The organism is Metapseudomonas resinovorans (genome assembly GCF_002003485.1).
GTDB classification, from domain to species: Bacteria; Pseudomonadota; Gammaproteobacteria; order Pseudomonadales; family Pseudomonadaceae; genus Metapseudomonas; species Metapseudomonas resinovorans_D.
This window is the reverse complement of the sequence record NZ_BDMA01000095.1, coordinates 65,869-89,412: the sequence shown is the minus strand read 5'-3', so window position 1 is coordinate 89,412 and position 23,544 is coordinate 65,869. Positions and strand designations below refer to the sequence as shown.

The following is a 23,544-nucleotide window of genomic DNA, read 5'->3' as shown; positions in this document are numbered from 1 at the left end:
TCAGCAGAAAGTGAGGCGATTCGCCGGGCCTCGGGGTCGGCTGACCCGGCGAATGTCCTGACCGATCGGTCAGATTGTACCCAAGCGGCACTTTACCGGAGATCGGCCCGTTCAGGCAGTCTCGATCGGCGGAAAACTCTTGACCAGGTCGTCCAACTGCTTGAGCTGGGACAGGAAGGGTTCGAGTTTGTTCAGGCGCAAGGCGCAGGGGCCATCGCACTTGGCGTTGTCCGGGTCCGGATGGGCCTCGAGGAAGAGACCCGCCAGGCCCTGGCTCATGCCGGCCTTGGCCAGGTCGGTGACCTGGGCACGGCGGCCGCCAGCGGAGTCGGCACGGCCGCCCGGCATTTGCAGGGCGTGGGTGACGTCGAAGAAAACCGGGTACTCGAACTGCTTCATGACGCCGAAGCCGAGCATGTCCACGACCAGGTTGTTGTAACCGAAGGAGGAACCACGCTCGCAGAGGATCAGGCGATCGTTGCCCGCTTCCTCGCACTTGGTGAGGATGTGTTTCATCTCCTGGGGTGCGAGGAACTGGGCCTTCTTGATGTTGATCACCGCGCCCGTCTTGGCCATGGCGACCACGAGGTCGGTCTGGCGCGACAGGAAGGCCGGCAACTGGATGATGTCGCAGACCTCGGCCACCGGAGCCGCCTGGTAGGGCTCATGGACGTCGGTGATCACCGGCACGCCGAAGGTCTTCTTCACTTCCTCGAAGATCTTCATGCCCTCTTCCAGGCCCGGGCCACGGAAGGAGTTGATCGAGGAGCGGTTGGCCTTGTCGAAGCTGGCCTTGAACACGTAGGGGATGCCGAGCTTTTCGGTCACCTTGACGTATTCCTCGCAGACTTTCAGGGCGAGGTCGCGGGACTCCAGCACGTTCATGCCGCCAAACAGCACGAACGGCTTGTCGTTGGCGATCTCGATATTGCCGACGCGGACGATCTTCTGCGCCATGGGTCAGGCCTTCTTCGCTTTCTGCGCCAGGGCGGCGTTGACGAAGCCGCTGAACAGCGGGTGGCCATAACGCGGCGTGGAGGTGAACTCCGGGTGGAACTGGCACGCGACGAACCACGGATGATCCGGAGCCTCGACCACTTCGACCAGGGCACCGTCGCCAGAGCGGCCGGTGACCTTCAAGCCGGCTTCCTGCAATTGCGGCAGCAGGTTGTTGTTCACTTCGTAGCGATGGCGATGGCGCTCGACGATCTCGTCCTTGCCATAGCAATCGTGCACCAGGGAGCCGTTCTCCAGCTGGCAAGCCTGGGCGCCGAGGCGCATGGTGCCGCCCAGGTCCGAGGCTTCGGTACGGATTTCGGTGGCGCCGGTGGCGTCTTCCCACTCGGTGATCAGGCCCACGACCGGGTGGCCGCTGGACTTGTCGAATTCGGTGGAGTTGGCGTCGGTCCAGCCCAGTACGTTGCGGGCATATTCGATGACCGCAACCTGCATGCCGAGGCAGATGCCGAGGTAGGGAATCTTGTTCTCGCGGGCGAAACGCACGGTGGATATCTTGCCTTCCACACCGCGCAGGCCGAATCCACCCGGAACCAGGATGGCGTCGACGCCTTCCAGCAGGCTGGTGCCCTGGGTTTCGATGTCTTCGGAGTCGATGTAGCGCAGGTTCACCTTGGTGCGGCTCTGGATGCCAGCGTGGCTCATCGCTTCGATCAGCGACTTGTACGCGTCCAGCAATTCCATGTACTTGCCGACCATGGCGATGGTGACTTCCTTCTCGGGGTTCAGCTTGGCATCCACCACGCGGTCCCACTCGGAGAGGTCGGCACTGCCGCATTGCAGGCCGAAGCGCTCGACGACGAAATCGTCCAGGCCCTGGGCGTGCAGCACGGACGGAATCTTGTAGATGGTATCGACGTCCTGCAGGGAGATCACCGCGCGCTCTTCCACGTTGGTGAACAGGGCGATCTTGCGACGGGAGGACAGGTCGACGTCATGGTCGGAACGGCAGACCAGCACATCAGGCTGCAGGCCGATGGAGCGCAGCTCCTTTACGGAGTGCTGGGTCGGCTTGGTCTTGGTCTCGCCAGCGGTGGCGATGTAGGGGACCAGGGTCAGGTGCATCAGCATGGCGCGCTTGGCGCCCACTTCCACGCGCAGCTGGCGGATGGCTTCGAGGAAGGGCTGGGACTCGATGTCACCCACGGTGCCGCCGATTTCCACGAGGGCCACGTCCGCGCCTGCAGCACCCTTGATGATGCGGTGCTTGATCTCGTCGGTGATGTGCGGAATCACCTGGATGGTGGCACCCAGGTAGTCACCACGGCGCTCCTTGCGCAGCACATCGGCGTAAACGCGGCCGGTGGTGAAGTTGTTGTTCTGGGTCATCGTGGTGCTCACGAAGCGCTCGTAGTGACCCAGATCGAGATCGGTCTCGGCGCCGTCCTCGGTCACGAAGACTTCACCGTGCTGGAAGGGGCTCATGGTACCCGGGTCCACGTTGATGTACGGGTCGAGCTTGAGCATGGTGACCTTCAGTCCCCGCGCTTCCAGAATGGCGGCCAAGGATGCCGAGGCGATGCCTTTCCCCAAAGAAGAAACAACACCACCCGTGACGAAGATGTAGCGCGTCATGAAAAACCCTAGAAGTCTGCGTTTAGGCGGAATGCCGCCGGGGAAAGCGATGAAGGGCTATGGCCTTCAACCATGGAGCGCAACTGGGCGCTGCTTCAAAAGCAACTACCGCCGATTCCGAAGGAATCAGCGAAAGCTATGTAAGACGGGAGCGTAGTCTACCGGAAAGACCCTACCAGCTCAAACCTTGGTCACTCGTCGGTGGCGACCAGCGCAGCTGCCCACTACCCGCCCCCCGACTGTCCAGCTCCGTAAGGTTGGCGACGGCCACCAGCTCACCATCGACGAACAGCAGCGGCAATCGGCCGCGGACAAAAACGGGCAGTCGAGACTCGTTGAGCAACCGCTTGAGGTCACGACGTCCTCGCCCCGCCAGCTCCAGTACCTCACCTCCCCGCCGATAGCGAACTTCGAGCCTGCCGGCCGGCGGCGACCCCAACAGACTCAGCTCGCCGTTGCCCGGCAGTTCGAGCGACAGAGCAGGATCGGGCCAGGGAAGATCGCGCTCCGGCACCACGAGCCATTCCCCGGACAGCCACCACAACCGTCCGTCGGCTCGGTGCAGCTCGCCCGAGGTAAGACGCCAGATCGGCGTCGTATCGGCGGCCGCATCGCGCAGGTCTTCCCATCCAGCCCAATGATTGCTGTCCGGTAGCGGCGTGAACTTCGCCAGCCAGTAACGCAGGGCGTTGCGCTGCCGCGGCGGCGACAACGACGCCAGCACGCTCAAGTCGAGGGACGGCAGCGGCAGCCAGGGGAAATCGCTGCCAGCCTGGGCGCGCTGCAGGTCGGCCTGGGCCAGTTCGCCCAGCAGCTCTTCCGCCTCAGCCATGTGCTCTGCGCTGCGGGCCAGGCTTTCCCTCGCCCTCGGCCAGCGAGACAACAGCACAGGAAACACATCGCGGCGGAGGAAATTGCGCGCGAGGGAAGTATCCGAATTGCTGGGGTCGTCCACCCAGTCGATCCCTTCGTCGCGAGCATAGGCTTCCAGCTCGGCACGCGACGCCTGCAGCAGCGGCCTGACCAGGCTGCCCAACCCGAGGGGCCGGACCAGTGGCATACCCGCCAGCCCACGTACACCGGCACCACGCAACAGTCGGAAAAGCAGCGTTTCCGCCTGGTCGTCCCGATGCTGGGCGCTGAGGAGCACCTCCCCCGCTCGCAGCTGGCCAACGAATGCGGCATAGCGCGCATCCCGTGCGGCACGCTCCAGGCTTGGCCCGGTGTCGACAGTCACCCGCAGCACCTTGAGCGGCACGCCCAATGCGTCGCAGACACGTTGGCAATGTTCTGGCCAGGCATCGGCTGCGGCCTGCAGGCCGTGATGGACATGGATGGCGGATAGCGGTGGCAGGGTTTCGCGAAGGGCGAGACGCGCCAACAAATGAAGCAGGACGGTGGAGTCGAGTCCGCCAGAGAAGGCGACGTGCCAGGCCGGCGCATGGCGCCAGGGGGCCAGGGCGGTCAGGAGGCGGGACTCAAGGGACATGGGCTGCTCAAAACGAAATCGGGCCCCAAGCTTAAAGCCGGGGCCCGATCTTTGCAGCCTGAAGCGGGATCAGGCTACGCCGTAGCTCATCAGACGATCGTAACGACGCGCCAGCAGATCCTCATTGCCGAGCTTCTGCAGGGTCTTCAGTTGCTCGGAGAGTTCCTTGCGGATCGACTCGGCAGTGGCGGCCGGATCACGGTGGGCGCCGCCCAGAGGCTCGGCAATCACCTTGTCGACAATGCCCAGCCCTTTCAGGCGTTCGGCGGTGATGCCCATGGCCTCGGCCGCATCCGGAGCCTTCTCGGCCGTTTTCCACAGGATGGATGCACAGCCTTCGGGCGAAATCACCGAGTAGGTGGAGTACTGCAGCATGTTCAGGCGGTCGCAGACACCAATGGCCAGCGCACCACCGGAACCACCCTCACCAATCACAGTGGCGATGATCGGGGTCTTCAGACGGGACATGACACGCAGGTTCCAGGCGATGGCTTCGCTCTGGCCGCGCTCCTCGGCATCGATACCCGGGTAGGCGCCGGGGGTGTCGATGAAGGTCAGGATCGGCATCTTGAAACGCTCGGCCATTTCCATCAGGCGGCAGGCCTTGCGGTAACCCTCGGGACGCGGCATGCCGAAGTTGCGGCGGACCTTCTCACGCACCTCACGGCCCTTCTGGTGGCCGATGATCATGACCGGCTCGTCGTTCAGACGGGCAACCCCGCCAACGATAGCGGCGTCGTCGGAGAAATGACGATCGCCGTGCAGCTCGTCGAACTCGGTGAAGATGTGCTCGATGTAGTCGAGGGTGTAGGGCCGACGCGGATGGCGCGCCAGCTGGGCGATCTGCCAGCTGGTGAGATTGCCGAAGATGCTTTCGGTGAGCGCGCTGCTCTTCTCCTGCAGGCGGGAGATCTCGTCGGTGATGTTCAGGGCGTTGTCGTTACCGACCAGACGCAGCTCCTCGATCTTGGCTTGCAGATCGGCGATGGGCTGTTCGAAATCCAGAAAGTTCGGGTTCATAGGCTTCCGTCGTGCGCTTGGGGCCAGGCGGCTGGTTCCATTTGGCGCCCTACCTTAAGGGATCGGGCGCGTTCGGGTCGAGATCAAATCGAAATCGGGCCGCTGCGAGCGTGCAGTCACGTTCGCATCAGCGGTAGTGCAGGAAGACGTTGTCGCGCCCGAACTGGTCACGCAATGCCTGAATCAAAGCGTCAGCCGGTGCGATTCGCCAGTTGTCGCCGAACTGCAGCACAGCCTTCGCGTCGTTGCCGCTGTAGTCCAGGGTCAGCGGGCAGGAGCCGCGATGGCGACCGCAAAGCTCGGCCAGCCAGCGCAAACGATCACCTTGCAGGGCGCTGAAATCCACTTTCATGCGCAGGCTCTCAGCCAGGCCGGTACGCGCCTCTTCCAGGCTCAGCACACGCTTGGCGCGCAAGCGCAGGCCGCCGGAGAAGTCGTCATGGCTGACCTCCCCTTCCACCACCACCAGGGCGTCGGTCTGCAGTAGACCCTGGGCAACGTTGAAGGCATCGGCGAAGAGCGAGGCTTCGATGCGGCCTGAGCGATCATCGAGGGTGATGAAGCCCATCTTGTCGCCCTTCTTGTTCTTCATTACCCGCAGGTTGACGATCAGACCGGCGATGATCTGGGTGTCACGAGCAGGCTTGAGCTCGACGATACGCTGGCGGGCGAAACGGCGGATCTCGCCTTCGTACTCGTCGATCGGGTGACCGGTGAGGTACAGCCCCAGGGTTTCCTTCTCGCCCTTCAGGCGCTCCTTGAGGGACAGCTCCTTGGCGTTGCGGTGGTTGGCGTACATATCGGCCTCAGGCTCGGCGAACACGCCGCCGAAGAGGTCCATATGGCCACTGTCATGGCTACGCGCGGTCTGCTCCGCCGCCTGGATGGCTTCCTCCATGGCTGTCAGCAGCACCGCGCGGTTGCGGTCGATGCCAGCCTGATAGGCCTTGGGCTCGTTGCTGAAGAACGGACCGAGACGATCGAGGGCACCGCCCCGAATCAGGGCTTCCAGGGTGCGCTTGTTGATGCGTTTGAGGTCGACGCGGTTGCAGAAGTCGAACAGGTCCTTGAACGGACCACCTTCGGCGCGGCATTCCGTAATCGCCTCCACCGGACCTTCGCCCACGCCTTTGATGGCGCCCAGGCCGTAGACGATCTGGCCGTCATTGTCGACGGCGAAGCGATACTCGGAGTTGTTCACGTCGGGGGCGACGATGCGCAGCTTCATGTGCCGGCATTCTTCGATCAGCGTCACCACCTTGTCGGTGTTGTGCATATCCGCAGTGAGTACCGCGGCCATGAAGGGTGCCGGGAAATGTGCCTTGAGCCAGGCGGTCTGGTAGGAAACCCAGCCGTAGGCGGCGGAGTGGGATTTGTTGAAGCCGTAGCCGGCGAACTTTTCCACCAGGTCGAAAATGTTGCCCGAGAGGTTGGAGTCGATGCCGTTGCTGGAGCAACCTTCGATGAAACCGCCACGCTGCTTGGCCATTTCCTCGGGCTTCTTCTTACCCATGGCGCGGCGGAGCATGTCTGCACCGCCGAGGGTGTATCCCGCCATCACCTGGGCGATCTGCATCACCTGTTCCTGGTACAGGATGATGCCGTAGGTGGGCTTGAGGACAGGCTCGAGACCCGCGTACTGGTAGTCGGGGTGCGGGTAGGAGAGCTCGGCACGGCCGTGCTTGCGGTTGATGAAGTCATCCACCATGCCGGACTGCAGCGGGCCCGGACGGAACAGCGCCACCAGGGCGATCATGTCTTCGAGGCAGTCGGGCTTGAGCTTCTTGATCAGCTCCTTCATGCCGCGCGATTCAAGCTGGAAGACCGCGGTGGTCTCCGCCTTCTGCAGCATGTCGTAGGTCTTCTTGTCGTCCAGCGGGATACGGTCGATATCGACCAGGGGCTTGCCCAGCTTCTCCTGCTCCCGGTTGATCATCTCCATGGCCCACTTGATGATCGTCAGGGTACGCAGGCCGAGGAAGTCGAACTTCACCAAGCCGGCGGCTTCCACGTCGTCCTTGTCGAACTGGGTCACCAGGCCGGCGCCCTCTTCATCACAGGCGATCGGCGAGAAGTCGGTGAGCTTGGTCGGCGCGATAACCACACCGCCGGCGTGCTTGCCGGTACCCCGGGTGATGCCTTCCAGCTTGAGGGCCATGTCCCAGATTTCCTGGGCTTCTTCGTCCACCTTGAGGAAGTCCCGCAGCACTTCTTCCTGGTTGAACGCCGCCTCCAGGGTCATGCCCACTTCGAAGGGGATCATCTTCGACAGGCGATCAGCCAAACCATAGGACTTGCCCTGCACCCGTGCCACGTCGCGCACCACCGCCTTGGCAGCCATGGAGCCGAAGGTGATGATCTGGCTGACCGCATTGCGCCCGTACTTGTCGGCCACGTAGTCGATCACCCGGTCGCGGCCGTCCATGCAGAAGTCGACGTCGAAGTCGGGCATGGATACCCGCTCGGGGTTGAGGAAGCGCTCGAACAGCAGGTCGTAGGCCAATGGGTCGAGGTCGGTGATCTTCAGCACATAGGCAACCAGGCTGCCGGCACCCGAGCCCCGTCCCGGTCCCACCGGCACGCCGTTGTTCTTGGCCCACTGGATGAAGTCCGCAACGATCAGGAAGTAACCGGGGAAGCCCATCTGGATGATGGTGCCGAGTTCGAACTCCAGGCGATCGATGTAGAGCTGGCGTTTCTCTTCGTAATCAGGCGTGGTTTCCTTCGGCCAGAGCACCAGCAGGCGCTCTTCCAGCCCTTCATAGGAGGCATGGCGCAGGTAGTCGCCGATGCTCATGCCGTTGGGCGTGGGGAAGTCAGGCAGGAAGTGCTTGCCCAACTGCACTTCGATGTTGCAGCGCTTGGCGATCTCGACGGTGTTTTCCAGCGCCTCAGGAATGTCGGCGAACAGCTCGGCCATTTCCTCGGGCGACTTGAGGTATTGCTGGTCGGAGTAGTTACGCGGACGGCGCGGGTCATCGAGGACGCGGCCCTCGCCGATGCAGACGCGGGTCTCGTGGGCCTCGAAATCGCCGTCCTTGATGAAGCGCACGTCATTAGTGGCCACCAGCGGCGCACCGCAACGGGCGGCGAGAGCAACGGCGGCATGCACATGTTCCTCGTCGTTGACGCGGGAAGTACGCTGCAGCTCCAGGTAGAAGCGATCAGGGAAGACGGCCTGCCACTCGGCCAGCATGGCCTCGGCGCTCGCCGGGTCATTGTTGAGGAGGGCCATGCCGATCTCACCCTCTTTGGCACCGGACAGGGCGATCAGGCCTTCAGCAGCCTCTTTTACCCAGTCGCGCTGGATGATCACCAGGCCATTGCTCTGGCCGTCGGACCAGCCGCGGGAAATCAGTTCGGTCAGGTTGCGATACCCCTTGGCGTTCATCGCCAGCAGGGTCATGCGGCTCAAGGGACCATCCTCGAAGGGGCTGGCCAGCCAGATGTCCGCGCCGCAGATGGGCTTGATCCCGCCGCCCATGGCGGTCTTGTAGAACTTCACCAGCGAGCACATGTTGCTCTGATCGGTGATCGCCACCGCCGGCATACCCGCTCCCGTCACAGCCTTGATCAGCGGCTTGACCCGTACCAGGCCGTCTACCAGGGAGTATTCGGAATGCAGACGCAGATGGACGAAGGAAGCGGTCATGGAAGTCCTATGCAAAACGCGAAAACGACAAGGCCCGGATTGTACCGGGCCCTCGGACAAAGCTACAGGCTTGGGGCAAGGCCGCGGATAGGCGCGACAGAGCGCCTCAGAAACCGCCCTCGATCAGCGCTCGGACCGGGCCGAAGGAACGCCGATGGATCACGGTGGGACCCAGACGGCGCAAGGCCTCCAGGTGGATGACAGTAGGGTAGCCCTTGTGCCCCGCGATGCCGTAGCCCGGGTAGAGCGCATCCAGCTCAGCCATCTCACGGTCACGGCTGACCTTGGCCAGGATAGAGGCGGCGGCAATGGCGGGAACCTGGCTGTCACCCTTGACCACCGGCGCGCTGGGGACCTTCAGCTTGGGACAACGGTTGCCGTCGATCAGGGCAAGTTTCGGCGTCACGCTGAGCCCCTCAACGGCGCGCTGCATGGCCAGCATGGTGGCGTGAAGGATATTCAGCTGGTCGATCTCTTCCACCTCGGCGCGCGCGATGCACCAGGCCAGGGCCTTTTCGCGTATTTCGTCGAACAGCGCATCACGACGGGCTTCGGAGAGCTTCTTCGAATCGTTCAGGCCGAGGATCGGCCGTGCCGGGTCGAGGATCACTGCGGCGGTCACCACCGGACCACAGAGCGGGCCACGGCCGACTTCGTCGACACCGGCCACCAACTCTTCCACCAGGCTGAAATCCAGACCGAGCTGCATCAGGACACTCCAATCAATTGCAGGATGGCATCGGCCGCCTCACGCGAGGCGTCCTGGCGCAGGGCGCGATGAATGACGTCGAAGCCATGTGTCTGTACCTCGCCGTCGTCGAGCAGCGGCGAAATGGCCTGGGCCAGCGCCTCAGGCGTGGCGGCGTCCTGCAGCAGTTCAGGCACCAGCAGGCGCTGGGCCAGCAGGTTGGGCAAGGACACGTAGGGACTTTTCACCAGGCGCTTGAGAATCCGATAGGTCAGCGGCGCCACCTTATAGGCCACAACCATCGGACGCTTGTACAGCAGCGCCTCCAGGGTAGCGGTGCCGGAAGCGATCAGTACTGCATCGCAAGCGGCGAGCGCCTCATGGGAACGGCCGTCGAGCAACTTCAACGGCAGGTCGCGACCGGCCAGCATCGCCTCGATCTGCACCCGACGCTCCGGGCTGGCACAAGGCAGGACGAAGCAAATTCCGGGACGAATCGAACGCAGACGCTCGGCGGCATCGAGGAACAACGCCCCCAGCTTGCCGACTTCACCACCGCGACTACCAGGCAGCAGCGCCACTACGGGCGAGTCCTCAGGCAAGTCCAACGCCATGCGCGCAGCGGCACGGTCGGCCTCCAGGGGGATGGCATCGGCCAGCGGATGGCCCACGAATCGGACCGGAACGCCCTTCTCTTCGTAGAAACGTGCTTCGAAGGGGAAGAGCGTAAGCATCAGATCGCAGCCTTCGCGGATCTTCAGGACGCGTTTCTGCCGCCAGGCCCAGACCGAAGGGCTGACGTAGTGCACGGTCTTGATACCGGCACGACGAAGCTTGAGCTCGACGCCAAGGGTGAAATCAGGGGCATCGATGCCGATGAAAACATCGGGGCGCTCGTCAATCAGGGTCTGGATGAGCCGCCGGCGACGCGCCAGCAGTTCCGGCAGGCGCCCGAGCACTTCCACCAGGCCCATGACCGCCAGGCGTTCCATGGGGAAATAGGATTCCAGCCCCTCTGCCTGCATGCGCGGGCCACCAACGCCAATGAACTGGGCATCGGGGTGGCGCGCCTTGAGCGCGTGCATCAGGGTGGAGCCGAGGATATCGCCGGACGCCTCGCCGGCAACCAGCGCGATGCGCAATGGACGATTCATGTGGTCAGCGAGTAATGCCGCGGGTCGAGGACTGAATGGAGTCGCGGAAAACAGCCACTTCTGGGAACTGTGCAGAGGACTCGGCCAGCTCGGCGAGTGCCTGCTCCACGGTCAAACCCTGGCGATAAACCACCTTGTAGGCACGGCGCAGGGCGGCGATAGCTTCAGCGCTGAAGCCACGGCGGCGCATGCCTTCGAAGTTCATGCTGCGGGCTTCGGCCGGGTTGCCGAAGACCGTGACGTATGCCGGAACGTCCTTGCCGATGGCCGTGCCCATGCCGGAGAAACTGTGGGCGCCGATACGGCAGAACTGGTGGACCAGGGTATAGCCGGAGAGGATCGCCCAATCGTCCACATGCACGTGGCCGGCCAGCGCGGTGTTGTTCACCAGGATGCAATGATTGGCGATCACGCTGTCGTGACCGATATGCACGTAGGCCATCAGCAGGTTGTGGTCGCCGATGGTGGTCTCGGAGCGGTCCTGCACGGTGCCACGATGGATGGTCACGCCTTCGCGGATCACATTGTGGTCACCGATCACCAGACGGGTGGGTTCACCCTTGTACTTCAGGTCCGGCGTATCTTCACCCACCGAAGAGAACTGGTAGATGCGATTGTGCTTGCCAATACGGGTCGGTCCCTTGATGACCACATGCGGTCCGACCACGGTCCCCTCGCCGATTTCCACATCGGGTCCAATGATCGACCAGGGGCCGACCTGAACTCCATCCGCCAGCGTGGCTGCCGGATCGATAATGGCGCGAGGGTCAATCAAACTCATAGTTTGCGTTCCGCACAGATGATCTCGGCCGAGCATACTTCCTTGCCATCGACGCTGGCATGGCAGTCGAACTTCCAGATGCCGCGTTTGACGCTGAGGAACTGCGCGCTGAGGATCAGTTGATCACCCGGCAGCACGGGCTGGCGGAAGCGCAGCTTGTCGGAACCCACGAAGTAGTAGAGCGTGCCGTCCGCAGGCTTGACGTCGAGCATCTTGAAACCAAGGATGCCGGCCGCCTGGGCCATGGCCTCGATGATCAGCACACCCGGCATGATCGGATGCTGCGGGAAGTGGCCGTTGAAGAAGGGCTCGTTGATGCTGACATTCTTGTAGGCGCGAATGCGCTTGCCTTCAACATCCAGCTCCACCACCCGATCTACCAGGAGGAAAGGGTAGCGGTGCGGCAGATATTCGCGAATCTCGTTGATGTCCATCATGTTCCTGGAGCCTTTTCAGAGGATTGGGGATGCACGGCGCTGCGTGAATCACGCTTCTGATGAAGCATCCCCGCCCGGGGTCACTGCCGCCAGGCGTTTTTCCAGTTGCTGCAGACGACGCGCCATGTCGTCCAACTGGCGGATCCGGGCAGCGCTCTTCTTCCAATCCGCGGCGGTCTGCATCGCGGTACCGGAAGAATAGGCACCCGGCTCGGTGATATTGCGAGTCACCATGGTCATGCCGGTGACGAACACGTTGTCGCAGACCTCGATATGGCCAACCATGCCCACGCCGCCGGCGATCATGCAGTTGCGGCCAATCTTGGTGCTGCCGGAAATGCCCACGCAGCCGGCCATGGCGGTGTTGTCACCCACCTGTACGTTGTGCGCGATCATGATCTGGTTATCCAGCTTCACGCCATTGCCGATAAGGGTATCGGAGAGGGCACCACGGTCGATGGTGGTGTTGGCCCCCACTTCCACGTCGTCGCCCAGGGTCACGCCGCCGATCTGCGCGATCTTCTGCCACACGCCCTTTTCATTGGCGAAACCAAAGCCCTCGCCGCCGATCACGGCACCGGACTGGATCACCACACGCTTGCCGATCTTCACGTCGTGATAGAGCGTAACGCGGGGCGCCAGCCAACCACCTTCACCGATCACGGTGCGGGCACCTACCACGCAATGGGCGCCGAGGGTCACGCCAGCGCCGATCTGCGCCCCGGATTCGATCACCGCATAAGCACCGATGCTCGCGCTCGGATCCACCTTGGCATCGGATGCGACCACTGCGGTCGGATGGACGCCTGGCTGGGCCTTGGGCTTCGGATCGAACAGGTGGGAGAGCTCGGCGTAGGCCAGGTAGGGATTCGGCACCACCAGCGCGTCGCCGGCAAAGCCCTCGGCGTCAGCCGGGGTCAGCAATACCGCTCCAGCCTTACTGTCAGCAAGGAATTTGCGGTACTGCGGATTGGCCAGGAAGCTGAGGTGGCCAGGACCGGCCTCATGCAAGGTAGCCAGGCCGGTAATTGCCTTTTCCTCGGAACCACGCACGGTGGCTCCGAGACGCGCAGCCAGTTGGCCCAGAGTGAAGACCGGAGTCGTCATCATCAACGCTGCTGGTTCATGCGCTCGATGACTTGGCGGGTGATGTCGTACTGAGGCTTGACGTCAACCACAGCACCACGCTCCAGCACCAGGTCATAGCTGCCTTGCTTCAGGACTTCTTCAACAGCCTTGTCCAGCTTCGGCTTGAGTTGCTTGAGCATGTCACGGTCAGCAACGGCCTTGGCTTCGTTCAGTTCCTTGGACTGGAACTGGAAATCGCGCGCCTTCTGCTTGAACTCAAGCTCCAGGCGCTCGCGCTCGGCTTGTTGCATCTTCTCGCCGTCTTTCACCAGACGGTCCTGGATGCGCTTGGCGTCGCTCTCCAGGGTTTTCAGCTTGTTCAGCTGCGGACCGAATTTCTTCTCGGCGTCGACCGCGTATTTCTTGGCGGCGTCGGATTCGAGCAGGGCCATTTGATAGTTGAGTACCGCGATCTTCATTTCCGCGAAGGCCGGAGTCGCCAGCATGGCAGCGGCAACCAGAACGAATTGAGTCAACTTACGCACGATGCAACTCCTGCAACACATACTGTTGTCTTGAAATAATACTTAGAAGGTCTGGCCCAGGGAGAACTGGAATACCTGGGTATCGGCATTGTCCGGCTTCTTGACGGGCATGCCCAGACTGAAGCTCAACGGCCCCAGCGCTGTAATCCACGTCAGGCCCACACCCACGGAGCTGGCCAGGTCACCGGCGTTGATACTGCTGCAGTTGGTCGCGGTGGACGAGCAACTGGTATCGAACACGTTACCCACATCCCAGAACAGCACAGTACGCAGCTGGCGCTGGTCCTTGACGAACGGCATCGGGAACAGCAGCTCGACGCCACCCTGGATCAGCACGTTACCACCGAAGGGCAGCGGATCCTGGTCCGGGTCGAACGCGGTGCCCGGCTTGGTGCCTTGGCTCGGCGTACTGCGTGGGCCCAGGCTGCTGTCTTCGAAGCCGCGTACGGAGTTGAAGCCGCCCGCGAAGTAATGCTCGTAGAACGGCAGTTCGGAGGTGGAGCCGTAGCTGTCGCCGTAGCCCAGTTCGGTGTGCCAGCGCAGCGCGGTGCTCTGGCTCAGCGGAGTGAACAGCTGGCCGCGGTAATCGAGTTTGTAGAACGACAGATCGCTACCCGGAATGGTGCTTTCCAGTACCAGGCTCTGGGAATGGCCGCGAGTGGCCAGCACGCCTTTGTTCAGGGTCGATTCGGACCAGCCGATGGAGCCCTTGAAGTTCAGGTAGCTGTCGCCTTCCTGTTCGATGAAGTCGAAGATCTCGTCGACGGTGTAGATACCGGTGTTGATCTTGTCCTGCTGCACGGTCAGGCCGTAGGTGAGGCGACCGATTTCGCTGATCGGGTAGCCGATGCTGACGCCCGCACCATAGCTGTCCACCGCATAGCTGGACACATCCACGTCGAGGTCGTCGTAGTCGGTGCTGCGGTAGAAGGCGTTGTAGCCCAGGCTCACGCCGTCCGGCGTCCAGTAGGGGTCAACGAAGCCGAAGTTGTAGCGGGTCTGGTATTGGGAACGCGTCAGGCCAATGCTGACCTTGTTACCGGTACCCAGGAAGTTGTTCTGGCTGATGGAGCCGCCGAGGATCAGGCCCGCGCTCTGGGCAAAGCCCACGCTGGCGGTGATGGAGCCGGACGGTTGCTCTTCCACGGTGTAGTTCACGTCGACCTGGTCGTCAGTGCCGGGCACTTGCGGGGTCTCGACGTTGACTTCCTTGAAGAAGCCGAGGCGCTCCAGGCGAGTCTTGGACTGGTCGATGAGGTAGGTCGAAGCCCAGCCACCTTCCATCTGGCGCATTTCGCGACGCAGTACTTCGTCTTCGGTCTTGGTGTTGCCGCGGAAGTTGATGCGGTTGACGTAGGCACGCTTGCCCGGATCCACCACGAAGGTGATGGAGACGGTGTTGTCTTCGTCATGGGGTTCCGGCACGCCGTTGACGTTGGCGAAGGTATAGCCTTCGTTACCCAGGCGACGGGTGATCAGTTCGGACGTGGTGGTCATCACCTTGCGCGAGAAAACCTGCCCCTTCTGCACGAGCAGCAGCTTCTTCACTTCGTCCTCGGGAACCTTCAGGTCACCGGAGAGCTTGACGTCGCGAACGGTGTACTTCTCGCCCTCGTCCACGTTGACGGTGACGTAGACGTGTTTCTTGTCCGGGGTGATGGATACCTGGGTGGAGGAGATATCCATGTTGATGTAGCCGCGGTCCAGGTAATAGGAACGCAGACGCTCCAGGTCACCGGAGAGTTTTTCGCGGGCGTACTTGTCGTCGTTCTTGAAGAAGGACAGCCAGTTGGTGGTCTTCAGCTCGAACAGGTCGATCAGGTCTTCATCGGGGAAGACGGTATTGCCGACGATGTTGATGTGCTGGATGGCGGCAACGGAGCCTTCGTTGATCTTGATCTTCAGCGCTACGCGGTTGCGCGGCTGCGGGTTTACATCGGCCTCGATCTCGGCGGAGTAACGACCCTGGGCCACGTACTGGCGCTGCAGTTCGTTACGCACGCCTTCGAGGGTCGCACGCTGGAAGATTTCACCTTCGGCAAGGCCCGACTGCTTCAGGCCCTTGAGCAGGTCTTCGGTGCTGATGGCCTTGTTGCCCTCGATCTCGATGCTGGAAATCGACGGGCGCTCGACTACGGTAATGACCAGGACGTCGCCATCGCGACCCAGTTGGATGTCCTGGAAGAAACCGGTCTTGAACAGTGCGCGGGTAGCTTCGACCAGACGGCGGTCATCCGCAGTGTCGCCGACGTTGAGCGGAAGTGCGCCGAATACGCTGCCAGCGGAAACCCGTTGCAGGCCGTTGACGCGAATGTCGGAGATGTTGAAGGACTCGGCGTGAACCTCGGCGATCATGAGTGCGGCAAGCACCGCAGGTAGCAGCAGGCGTTTCATGAAGTCCTTTTTTATTCCAACCGGTAATAAAGAATCTGCCGCACAAGGCGGCAGACTCGAAATTCAGTGACTCGTTTACAGACGGCTCAGATCGTTTACCAGGGCGAGCAACATCACCCCCACGACCAGACTGATACCGATCTGTACCCCCCAAGCCTGCACCCGTTCCGATACCGGGCGACGTCGCACCAGTTCGATCAGGTAGAACAGCAGGTGCCCCCCGTCCAGGACAGGAATTGGCAACAGATTGAGAACCCCCAGGCTTATGCTCAGATAGGCGAGGAAGTTCAGGAAGTCCCCCACCCCGGACTGGGCCGAAGCGCCCGCCACTTTAGCAATGGTTATCGGCCCGCTCAAGTTTTTTACCGAGAGCTCGCCAAGCAACATTTTCTTTAGGGAATCCAGAGTTAGCAGGCTCATGGACCAGGTTCTGGCCATTGCTTCGGTAACGGCATCGAGCGGTCCGAAACTGACTTCGCGAAGCATTTCCGCAGGCCATTCGACACCCTTCACCCCAGCACCCAGGTAACCGCTGCGGGCTTCGCCTTCGCCACGAGAAGCCAGATTCAACTGGACATCGCGCACCTGGCCTTCGCTCTCGACGCGCAGGGTGATGCGTTCGGCAGGACGCTTGCGCACCCGCTCCACCAGTTGCTGCCAGTCATCCAGCGCCTGGCCATCCAGCGCCAGCAGACGATCGCCGACCTTGAGGCCGGCGGCCTGGGCCGGGCCCTTCGGGTCGAGTTCAGCGAGGATCGGCGGAATCGCGGGGCGCCACGGTGTGATGCCCAGGGCGCCAATCGGGTCAGGCTCATCGACGCCCTTGAGCCAGTCGTTCAGCTGCAGCTCATGGCTTTGCTCGGTCGAGGCACCGGACTCGCGCACACTTACCTGCAGCGTGCCGCTTTCACCCAGACGGCGCACCAGTTGCAGATTGACCTGCGACCAGCCGGTGACAGCCTCGCCGTCGACAGAAACGATTTCTTCGCCCGCTTCCAGGCCGGCACGTGCGGCAATGCTGTCCGGTGCGACGTTGCCGATCACCGGTTTCACCTGCTGGCTGCCGAGCATGGCCAGCACCCAGAAGAACAACAGCGCAAGGAGGAAGTTGGCGATCGGGCCGGCAGCCACGATAGCGATGCGTTGCCCAACCGGCTTGCGATTGAAGGATTGGCCGAGCAGCGCTTCGGGCACTTCTGCCTCGCGCTCGTCCAGCATCTTCACGTAACCACCCAGGGGAATGGCGGCGACGACGAATTCGGTGCCGTGGCGATCATGCCAGCGGAACAGGGCCTTGCCGAAACCCACGGAGAAGCGCAGGACCTTGACCCCGCACCGCCGTGCAACCCAGAAGTGACCGAACTCGTGGAAGGTCACCAGCACCCCGAGAGCAATCAGGGTGCCAACAATCATGTATAGAGCGCTCATCGGTTTCCTCCGGAGCAGGCGGGCCGTCGAAGGCCACCCGTTACCGCCCTTGGCGGACCAACCACTGCTGCGCCGCCGCCCGGGCACGGGCATCCGCCAACAGTACGGAATCCAGCGTTTCGACTGCGTTCGCCGCTTCGCGGTTCAGCACTTCGTCGATGATACTCGCGATCTCGGTGAAGCGGATGCGCCTATCCAGGAACGCCGCCACAGCCACCTCGTTGGCAGCATTGAGCATTGCCGGGGCACTCCCCCCCTCCTCCGCTGCCTGTCGTGCGAGACGCAGGCAAGGAAAGCGCTCTTCGTCCGGCGCCTGGAAATCCAGACGGGCCACGGCGAACAAGTCCAGCGGCGAGACACCGGAATCGATGCGCTCCGGCCAGGCCATTGCGTGGGCGATGGGGGTGCGCATGTCCGGATTGCCGAGTTGGGCGAGTACCGAGCCATCCACGTAGTCCACCAGGGAGTGGATAACGCTCTGCGGATGTATTACCACCTCCACCTGGGCCGGCCGCGCATCGAACAGCCAGCAGGCCTCGATCAGCTCGAGCCCCTTGTTCATCATGCTGGCCGAGTCGACGGATATCTTGCGCCCCATGGACCAGTTGGGGTGAGCGCAGGCCTGCTCAGGCGATACATTCGACAGTTGCGCAAGCGGCATCTCACGGAACGGGCCGCCCGAGGCAGTCAGCAGAATACGGCGGACGCCCACAGGAGCCAGGCCTTGGGCGTAATCCCGAGGCAGGCACTGGAAGATCGCGTTGTGCTCGCTATCGATCGGCAGCAGCACGGACCCACTCTTGCGTACGGCCTGCATGAACAAGGCGCCGGACATTACCAGCGCCTCCTTGTTGGCCAGCAGCACACGCTTGCCAGCCTCGACAGCTGCCATGGTGGGCTTGAGGCCCGCAGCGCCCACGATAGCGGCCATTACGGCGTCCACTTGCGGATGCGCGGCGACTTCGCAAAGCCCCTGCTCGCCCACCAGGACGCGGGTCTGCACGCCGGCGGCCAGCAGACCACCCTGCAAGTGGCGGGCGGATTCGCTATCCGGGACTACAGCAAATTCGGGACGATGGCGCAGACACAGCGCCTCCAGCTCGCTCAGACGACTGAAGCCACTGAGTGCAAAGGCCTGGTAGCGATCAGGATGACGCCCTATGACGTCGAGGGTGCTGAGACCGATCGAACCGGTGGCACCCAGGACGGTAATGCGTTGCGGCTGACTCACAGGGATCCCCAGCCGGCGGCCCAGAGCAGCACGGCGAACAGCGGGATGGCCGCAGTCAGGCTATCGATACGGTCCAGCACACCACCATGGCCTGGCAGCAGGTTGCTGCTGTCCTTGATGCCGGACTGGCGCTTGAACATGCTTTCGGTCAGATCGCCCACCACCGAGATCAGCACCACCAGGGCGGCACCAGCCAGGGCCAGGAGCAATTCGGAGCCGACCCATCCACGGTAGAAACCGACAACCACCGTGATCAAAAGGCTGGCCAGCAAGCCACCGATCAGGCCCTCCCAGCTCTTGCCGGGACTCACCTGCGGCGCCAGTTTGCGCTTGCCGAACGCCTTGCCGGAGAAATAGGCGCCGATATCGGCGGCCCAGACCAGCACCATCACCGCCAGGATCAGCCAGTTGGCCAGCGGCCATTGCTTGAACAGGACCAGCCCCTGCCACGCGGGTAGCAGGATCAACAGGCCTATGAGCAATTTGCCGGACGTACCGCCCCAATAGCGGCTGGTTTCGGGGTAACCCAGCACGAAAACCGTCGCAGCACCCCACCAGAGCACACCAAGGATGAGGATGAGGGGCGCCAGGGCCGGCGCAAGATAGAGCCCGTAGAGCAGCGCCGCCACGAGAAGGCCGTACGCGACACGCAGCGGCTGGGACGCGAAGCCCGCCAGGCGCGCCCACTCCCAGGCTCCAAGACTTACAACGGCACCGATGAACAGGGCGAAGGCGCCACCGTCCAGCCAGAAGAAACCCGCGAGGGCAATGGGCAGCAACACCAGGGCGGTGATGACGCGTTGTTTCAGCATTTGGCTCGGGCCTCGGCTTCTAGCTGTTCGCTCGTCTTGCCGAAGCGGCGCTGGCGTTTTGCGTAGTCGGTCAGCGCCTTACGCATGGCTTCGTGCTTGAAGTCGGGCCAGAAGAGATCGGAGAAATACAGCTCTGCATAAGCAAGCTGCCAAAGCAGGAAGTTACTGATGCGGTGCTCACCACCGGTGCGGATGCACAGGTCGGGCAGCGGCAGATCGCCGGTGACCAGGCACCCTTGCAGCAACTGCGGGGAAATGTCGTCCACCTGCAGGTGCCCAGCCTGGACCTCACGCGCCAGGCGCTGTGCAGCCTGAGTGATGTCCCACTGACCGCCGTAGTTGGCGGCGACCTGAAGGGTGAACTTCTTATGACCAGCGGTCAGTTGTTCGACTTCGCGCATGGCGGCTTGCAATTCCGGATGGAAACGCGAGCGATCGCCAATGATGCGCAGACGGATGTCGTTCTGGTCCAGGCGCCGGGCCTCACGGCGCAGTGCCGCCAGGAAGAGCTCCATCAGGGCGCCGACCTCCTCGGCCGGGCGCTGCCAGTTCTCACTGGAGAAAGCGAACAGGGTGAGCACCTCGACGCCAGCCTCGGCGCACACCTCGATCACAGCCCGGACCGCGTCCACGCCGGCCTTGTGGCCGGCGACGCCAGGCAGCAGACGCTTCTTCGCCCAACGGTTATTACCGTCCATGATAATCGCCACATGCCGTGGCACCGCGGGATTCGCGTCTTGCTGCTTCTTGTCCATGGCGATTCAGACGGCCATCAGGTCTTTTTCTTTGTTTTCCAGAGCCTTGTCAGCCTCACCGACGAACTTGTCGGTCAGCTTCTGGACGTCATCGGCGGCACGACGCTCGTCGTCTTCGCTGATTTCCTTTTCCTTGACCAGGTCCTTCAGCTGCGCCAGGGCATCGCGACGGATGTTGCGCACGGCAACACGAGCGTTCTCGGCTTCAGCACGCGCCTGCTTGGTGTAACCCTTGCGGGTTTCCTCGGTCAGGGCGGGCATCGGCACGCGAATGGTGGTGCCAGCGGTGGCCGGGTTCAGGCCCAGGTCGGAGGTCATGATGGCCTTTTCCACAGCCTGGATCATGCTCTTGTCGAACACGGTCAGGGCCAGGGTACGGGAGTCCTCGGCAATCACGTTGGCGACCTGGCGCAGCGGAGTATCAGTGCCGTAGTAGGACACCATCACGCTGTCCAGGATGCTGGGATGGGCGCGCCCGGTGCGGATCTTGGCGAAAGCATGATCCAGCGATTCCAGGGTTTTCTTCATGCGCTCCTGCGCTTCTTGCTTGATCTCGTTGATCACTGTTCGCCCTCCTCGATCAGGGTTCCTTCGGCGCCGCCGACCACGATGTTCAGCAAGGCACCCGGTTTATTCATATTGAAGACCCGCAGCGGCATCTTCTGGTCACGGCACAGACAGATGGCCGTGAGATCCATGACGCCCAGCTTGCGATCCAGCACCTCGTCGTAGGTCAGGCGCTCGAACTTCTCGGCATTGGGGTCCTTGAACGGGTCGGCAGTGTACACGCCATCGACCTTGGTGGCTTTGAGTACCACGTCCGCATCCACTTCGATGGCACGCAGGCAAGCCGCCGAATCCGTGGTGAAGAACGGGTTGCCGGTGCCGGCAGAGAAGATCACCACTTCGCCAGAAGCAAGATGACGCATGGCCTTGCGGCGATCGTAGTGATCGGTCACGCCGACCATGGAAATCGCCGACATCACGATGGCGGGGATATTGGAACGCTCCAGCGCATCGCGCATTGCCAGGGCGTTCATCACGGTAGCCAGCATGCCCATGTGGTCACCGGTCACCCGGTCCATGCCGGCGGCGCTGAGGGCTGCACCGCGGAACAGGTTGCCGCCGCCGATTACCAGGCCGACCTGTACGCCGATACCGACCAGCTGGCCGATTTCCAGCGCCATGCGATCGAGGACCTTCGGATCGATACCGAACTCCTCGGAGCCCATCAGGGCCTCACCGCTGAGTTTGAGCAGAATGCGTTTGTAGCGAGGTTGGCGACCACTCACCTGCTGAGCCATTGCGTATCTCTCCTGCGGCGCTATTGAATTCCTGGGCCCAGAGGCCCGATGTACTGGCGAGTCCTGAGACTGCGCAAACGGCAGTTGGTGCCCTGCAACCAAGCCTGCCGTGGAAGCCGCCCCAAAGTGGCTCCCCAGTTTGACGAAGAGGCCGCGCGCGTGAGCGGGCAGCCTCTTGGGGCGACAGCCGGAGCCGTCTTATTGCTTGGTAGCAGCGACTTGAGCAGCTACTTCGGCAGCGAAGTCGACTTCGACTTTCTCGATGCCTTCGCCTACTTCGTAACGAACGAAGGAAACGATTTCAGCGCCGGCTTTCTTGGCCAGGTCACCGACCTTGATTTCCGGATCCTTGACGAAAGGCTGCTCGACCAGGCTGGCTTCGGCCAGGAACTTGGCGATACGACCCTTGACCATGTTCTCGACGATGTTTTCCGGCTTGCCGGCGATCTTGTCGGCGTTCAGGGCCAGGAAGATTTCCTTTTCCTTGGCGACGGCTTCTTCGGAAACCTGGGCCGAGCTCAGGAACTGCGGGTTGCTGGCAGCCACGTGCATGGCGATGTCCTTGGCCAGTTCCGGGGTGCCGCCTTTCAGGTTCACGACTACGCCGATACGGTGGCCGTGCAGGTAGGCGCCAACCACGTCACCTTCAACGCGGCTCAGACGACGGATGTTGACGTTCTCACCGGTCTTGGAAACCAGGGCCAGACGAGCTTCTTCGCGGGATTCAACCAGCGGAGCAGCGTCGGTCAGCTTCTCGTTGAAAGCCTGATCCAGGGAAGCGGCAACGAAGGACTTGAAGTCGTCCTGCAGGGCCAGGAAGTCGGTCTGGGAGTTGACTTCGATGATGACAGCAACCTTGTTGTCGTCAGCAACTTTGACAGCGATGGCACCTTCGGCGGCGATGTTGCCAGCCTTCTTGGCAGCCTTGATGGCGCCGGCGGCACGCATGTCGTCGATGGCCTTCTCGATGTCGCCGTCAGCGGCGGTCAGGGCCTTCTTGCAATCCATCATGCCCAGGCCGGTACGCTCGCGCAGTTCTTTAACCAGGGCTGCAGTAATCTCTGCCATGTCGCAATCCTCTTGAATAGGTTTTCAACCATTCAGCCCGGAATCCGGGCATTCACAATTCGGAGGTGGCAAAAAGGGGGCCTAGCCCCCTTCTTGCGCACCGGGTAACGCTAGAGGGCTGTCAAATCAGCCTTCTGCGGCCTCGGAAGAAGCTTCTTCGACGAACTCGTCAGCGCCGCCAACGGCATTCTGACGGCCGCGGATTACAGCATCAGCAACGCTGGCCAGGTACAGCTGAACGGCGCGGATGGCGTCGTCGTTACCCGGAATGACGTAATCAACGCCTTCGGGGCTGCTGTTGGTGTCGACTACGCCGATAACCGGGATACCCAGCTTGTTGGCTTCGCTGATGGCGATGCGCTCGTGATCAACGTCGACCACGAACAGAGCGTCCGGCAGGCCGCCCATGTCCTTGATACCACCCAGGCTGCGCTCGAGTTTCTCGAGATCGCGGGTGCGCATCAGGGCTTCTTTCTTGGTCAGCTTGGCGAAGGTGCCGTCCTGGGCTTGGGTTTCCAGGTCACGCAGACGCTTGATGGACTGACGGATGGTCTTGTAGTTGGTCAGCATGCCGCCCAGCCAGCGGTGATCGACGTACGGGGAGCCGCAACGAGCAGCTTCTTCGCGAACGATCTTGCCAGCGGAACGCTTGGTGCCGACGAACAGAACCTTGTTCTTGCCTGCAGCCAGCTTCTCAACGAAGGACAGAGCTTCGTTGAACATCGGCAGGGTTTTTTCAAGGTTGATGATGTGGATCTTGTTGCGCGCGCCGAAAATGTACTTGCCCATTTTCGGGTTCCAGTAACGGGTCTGGTGGCCGAAGTGCACACCGGCCTTCAGCATATCGCGCATATTGACTTGGGACATTTCTATTCCTCGATAGTCGGGTTAGGCCTCCACGCATCCCAATTTCCAACCCTTGCGGGCACCCAGGAAATCGTGTCGATACGTGTGTGGGTTAATGCCTTGCGAACAGGTCGTCCGTAAAGCGGCGCGTTTTATAGCACAAAAAGCAGACCCAAGCTACTGGAACAATGCTCCGCAAAACAGGCCGCTTGCTGCCAGCCGCTTATGGCTTGCGGCTTGAAGCTGTTAATATCAAGCCTTTTCCGTTTGCGCCCGAGAG

General features: G+C 62.1%; 20 protein-coding genes. All 20 read right to left on the bottom strand.

Going from position 1 to position 23,544, the window contains the following annotated elements; all coding sequences use genetic code 11:
• Positions 1 to 111 precede the first annotated feature (111 nt).
• Positions 112 to 957 (bottom strand): 3-deoxy-8-phosphooctulonate synthase, encoded by an 846-nt coding sequence (kdsA, locus tag MnOB_RS27375; RefSeq protein ID WP_077527688.1) that lies wholly within the window; start codon positions 955 to 957, stop codon positions 112 to 114.
• A 3-nt stretch (positions 958 to 960) separates the two neighbouring features.
• Positions 961 to 2,592: a CTP synthase gene (locus tag MnOB_RS27370; RefSeq protein WP_077527687.1), complete on the bottom strand. Its 1,632-nt coding sequence runs from the start codon at positions 2,590 to 2,592 to the stop codon at positions 961 to 963.
• Positions 2,593 to 2,764: 172 nt separating this feature from the next.
• Positions 2,765 to 4,081, bottom strand: a complete 1,317-nt coding sequence (tilS, locus tag MnOB_RS27365) for a tRNA lysidine(34) synthetase TilS (RefSeq protein WP_077527686.1) — start codon at positions 4,079 to 4,081, stop codon at positions 2,765 to 2,767.
• Positions 4,082 to 4,150: 69 nt separating this feature from the next.
• Complete coding sequence (gene accA, locus MnOB_RS27360) at positions 4,151 to 5,101, bottom strand: acetyl-CoA carboxylase carboxyl transferase subunit alpha (protein ID WP_077527685.1); 951 nt, start codon at positions 5,099 to 5,101, stop codon at positions 4,151 to 4,153.
• 127 nt (positions 5,102 to 5,228) lie between these two features.
• Positions 5,229 to 8,753, bottom strand: a complete 3,525-nt coding sequence (gene dnaE / locus MnOB_RS27355; RefSeq protein ID WP_077527684.1) for a DNA polymerase III subunit alpha — start codon at positions 8,751 to 8,753, stop codon at positions 5,229 to 5,231.
• A 106-nt stretch (positions 8,754 to 8,859) separates the two neighbouring features.
• Positions 8,860 to 9,462: a ribonuclease HII gene (gene rnhB / locus MnOB_RS27350; protein WP_077527683.1), complete on the bottom strand. Its 603-nt coding sequence runs from the start codon at positions 9,460 to 9,462 to the stop codon at positions 8,860 to 8,862.
• Positions 9,462 to 10,595: a lipid-A-disaccharide synthase gene (lpxB, locus tag MnOB_RS27345; RefSeq protein WP_077527682.1), complete on the bottom strand. Its 1,134-nt coding sequence runs from the start codon at positions 10,593 to 10,595 to the stop codon at positions 9,462 to 9,464. Before lpxB ends, rnhB begins: the two co-directional genes overlap by 1 nt.
• A 4-nt stretch (positions 10,596 to 10,599) precedes the next feature.
• The gene (gene lpxA, locus MnOB_RS27340; RefSeq protein WP_077527681.1) at positions 10,600 to 11,376 is read right to left on the bottom strand and encodes an acyl-ACP--UDP-N-acetylglucosamine O-acyltransferase; all 777 of its coding nucleotides are present in this window, start codon (positions 11,374 to 11,376) and stop codon (positions 10,600 to 10,602) included.
• Positions 11,373 to 11,813: a 3-hydroxyacyl-ACP dehydratase FabZ gene (gene fabZ / locus MnOB_RS27335; protein WP_077527680.1), complete on the bottom strand. Its 441-nt coding sequence runs from the start codon at positions 11,811 to 11,813 to the stop codon at positions 11,373 to 11,375. Before fabZ ends, lpxA begins: the two co-directional genes overlap by 4 nt.
• Positions 11,814 to 11,861: 48 nt before the next feature.
• Positions 11,862 to 12,923 (bottom strand): UDP-3-O-(3-hydroxymyristoyl)glucosamine N-acyltransferase, encoded by a 1,062-nt coding sequence (lpxD, locus tag MnOB_RS27330; protein WP_107504141.1) that lies wholly within the window; start codon positions 12,921 to 12,923, stop codon positions 11,862 to 11,864.
• Positions 12,923 to 13,426: an OmpH/Skp family outer membrane protein gene (locus MnOB_RS27325; RefSeq protein WP_077527679.1), complete on the bottom strand. Its 504-nt coding sequence runs from the start codon at positions 13,424 to 13,426 to the stop codon at positions 12,923 to 12,925. The genes lpxD and MnOB_RS27325 overlap by 1 nt, the downstream gene beginning before the upstream one ends.
• Before the next feature lie 42 nt (positions 13,427 to 13,468).
• Entirely contained in the window at positions 13,469 to 15,820 is a 2,352-nt protein-coding gene (gene bamA / locus MnOB_RS27320; RefSeq protein ID WP_077527678.1) for an outer membrane protein assembly factor BamA, read from the bottom strand.
• Between the two features lie 75 nt (positions 15,821 to 15,895).
• Complete coding sequence (gene rseP / locus MnOB_RS27315; RefSeq protein WP_077527677.1) at positions 15,896 to 17,248, bottom strand: sigma E protease regulator RseP; 1,353 nt, start codon at positions 17,246 to 17,248, stop codon at positions 15,896 to 15,898.
• Between the two features lie 40 nt (positions 17,249 to 17,288).
• The gene (gene ispC / locus MnOB_RS27310; protein ID WP_077527676.1) at positions 17,289 to 18,479 is read right to left on the bottom strand and encodes a 1-deoxy-D-xylulose-5-phosphate reductoisomerase; all 1,191 of its coding nucleotides are present in this window, start codon (positions 18,477 to 18,479) and stop codon (positions 17,289 to 17,291) included.
• Positions 18,476 to 19,291: a phosphatidate cytidylyltransferase gene (locus MnOB_RS27305; RefSeq protein ID WP_077527675.1), complete on the bottom strand. Its 816-nt coding sequence runs from the start codon at positions 19,289 to 19,291 to the stop codon at positions 18,476 to 18,478. Before MnOB_RS27305 ends, ispC begins: the two co-directional genes overlap by 4 nt.
• On the bottom strand, positions 19,285 to 20,046 hold the full coding sequence (gene uppS, locus MnOB_RS27300; RefSeq protein ID WP_077527674.1) for a polyprenyl diphosphate synthase: 762 nt from the start codon (positions 20,044 to 20,046) through the stop codon (positions 19,285 to 19,287). The genes MnOB_RS27305 and uppS overlap by 7 nt, the downstream gene beginning before the upstream one ends.
• A 6-nt stretch (positions 20,047 to 20,052) precedes the next feature.
• Positions 20,053 to 20,610, bottom strand: a complete 558-nt coding sequence (frr, locus tag MnOB_RS27295; RefSeq protein ID WP_077527673.1) for a ribosome recycling factor — start codon at positions 20,608 to 20,610, stop codon at positions 20,053 to 20,055.
• On the bottom strand, positions 20,607 to 21,350 hold the full coding sequence (gene pyrH, locus MnOB_RS27290) for a UMP kinase (RefSeq protein ID WP_077527672.1): 744 nt from the start codon (positions 21,348 to 21,350) through the stop codon (positions 20,607 to 20,609). Before pyrH ends, frr begins: the two co-directional genes overlap by 4 nt.
• A 198-nt stretch (positions 21,351 to 21,548) precedes the next feature.
• Positions 21,549 to 22,418: a translation elongation factor Ts gene (gene tsf / locus MnOB_RS27285; RefSeq protein ID WP_077527671.1), complete on the bottom strand. Its 870-nt coding sequence runs from the start codon at positions 22,416 to 22,418 to the stop codon at positions 21,549 to 21,551.
• 126 nt (positions 22,419 to 22,544) lie between these two features.
• Positions 22,545 to 23,285 (bottom strand): 30S ribosomal protein S2, encoded by a 741-nt coding sequence (gene rpsB / locus MnOB_RS27280; RefSeq protein WP_077527670.1) that lies wholly within the window; start codon positions 23,283 to 23,285, stop codon positions 22,545 to 22,547.
• Positions 23,286 to 23,544 lie beyond the last annotated feature (259 nt).

Coding starts and splice junctions, on each gene's coding strand:
- lpxA (WP_077527681.1), bottom strand. CDS start 11,376: ATGAGTTTGATTGACCCTCGCGCCATTATCGATCCGGCAGCCACGCTG.
- bamA (WP_077527678.1), bottom strand. CDS start 15,820: ATGAAACGCCTGCTGCTACCTGCGGTGCTTGCCGCACTCATGATCGCC.
- lpxB (WP_077527682.1), bottom strand. CDS start 10,595: ATGAATCGTCCATTGCGCATCGCGCTGGTTGCCGGCGAGGCGTCCGGC.
- uppS (WP_077527674.1), bottom strand. CDS start 20,046: ATGGACAAGAAGCAGCAAGACGCGAATCCCGCGGTGCCACGGCATGTG.
- kdsA (WP_077527688.1), bottom strand. CDS start 957: ATGGCGCAGAAGATCGTCCGCGTCGGCAATATCGAGATCGCCAACGAC.
- tilS (WP_077527686.1), bottom strand. CDS start 4,081: ATGTCCCTTGAGTCCCGCCTCCTGACCGCCCTGGCCCCCTGGCGCCAT.
- lpxD (WP_107504141.1), bottom strand. CDS start 12,923: ATGATGACGACTCCGGTCTTCACTCTGGGCCAACTGGCTGCGCGTCTC.
- MnOB_RS27370 (WP_077527687.1), bottom strand. CDS start 2,592: ATGACGCGCTACATCTTCGTCACGGGTGGTGTTGTTTCTTCTTTGGGG.
- accA (WP_077527685.1), bottom strand. CDS start 5,101: ATGAACCCGAACTTTCTGGATTTCGAACAGCCCATCGCCGATCTGCAA.
- rseP (WP_077527677.1), bottom strand. CDS start 17,248: ATGAGCGCTCTATACATGATTGTTGGCACCCTGATTGCTCTCGGGGTG.
- tsf (WP_077527671.1), bottom strand. CDS start 22,418: ATGGCAGAGATTACTGCAGCCCTGGTTAAAGAACTGCGCGAGCGTACC.
- MnOB_RS27305 (WP_077527675.1), bottom strand. CDS start 19,291: ATGCTGAAACAACGCGTCATCACCGCCCTGGTGTTGCTGCCCATTGCC.
- fabZ (WP_077527680.1), bottom strand. CDS start 11,813: ATGATGGACATCAACGAGATTCGCGAATATCTGCCGCACCGCTACCCT.
- dnaE (WP_077527684.1), bottom strand. CDS start 8,753: ATGACCGCTTCCTTCGTCCATCTGCGTCTGCATTCCGAATACTCCCTG.
- rpsB (WP_077527670.1), bottom strand. CDS start 23,285: ATGTCCCAAGTCAATATGCGCGATATGCTGAAGGCCGGTGTGCACTTC.
- pyrH (WP_077527672.1), bottom strand. CDS start 21,350: ATGGCTCAGCAGGTGAGTGGTCGCCAACCTCGCTACAAACGCATTCTG.
- rnhB (WP_077527683.1), bottom strand. CDS start 9,462: ATGCAGCTCGGTCTGGATTTCAGCCTGGTGGAAGAGTTGGTGGCCGGT.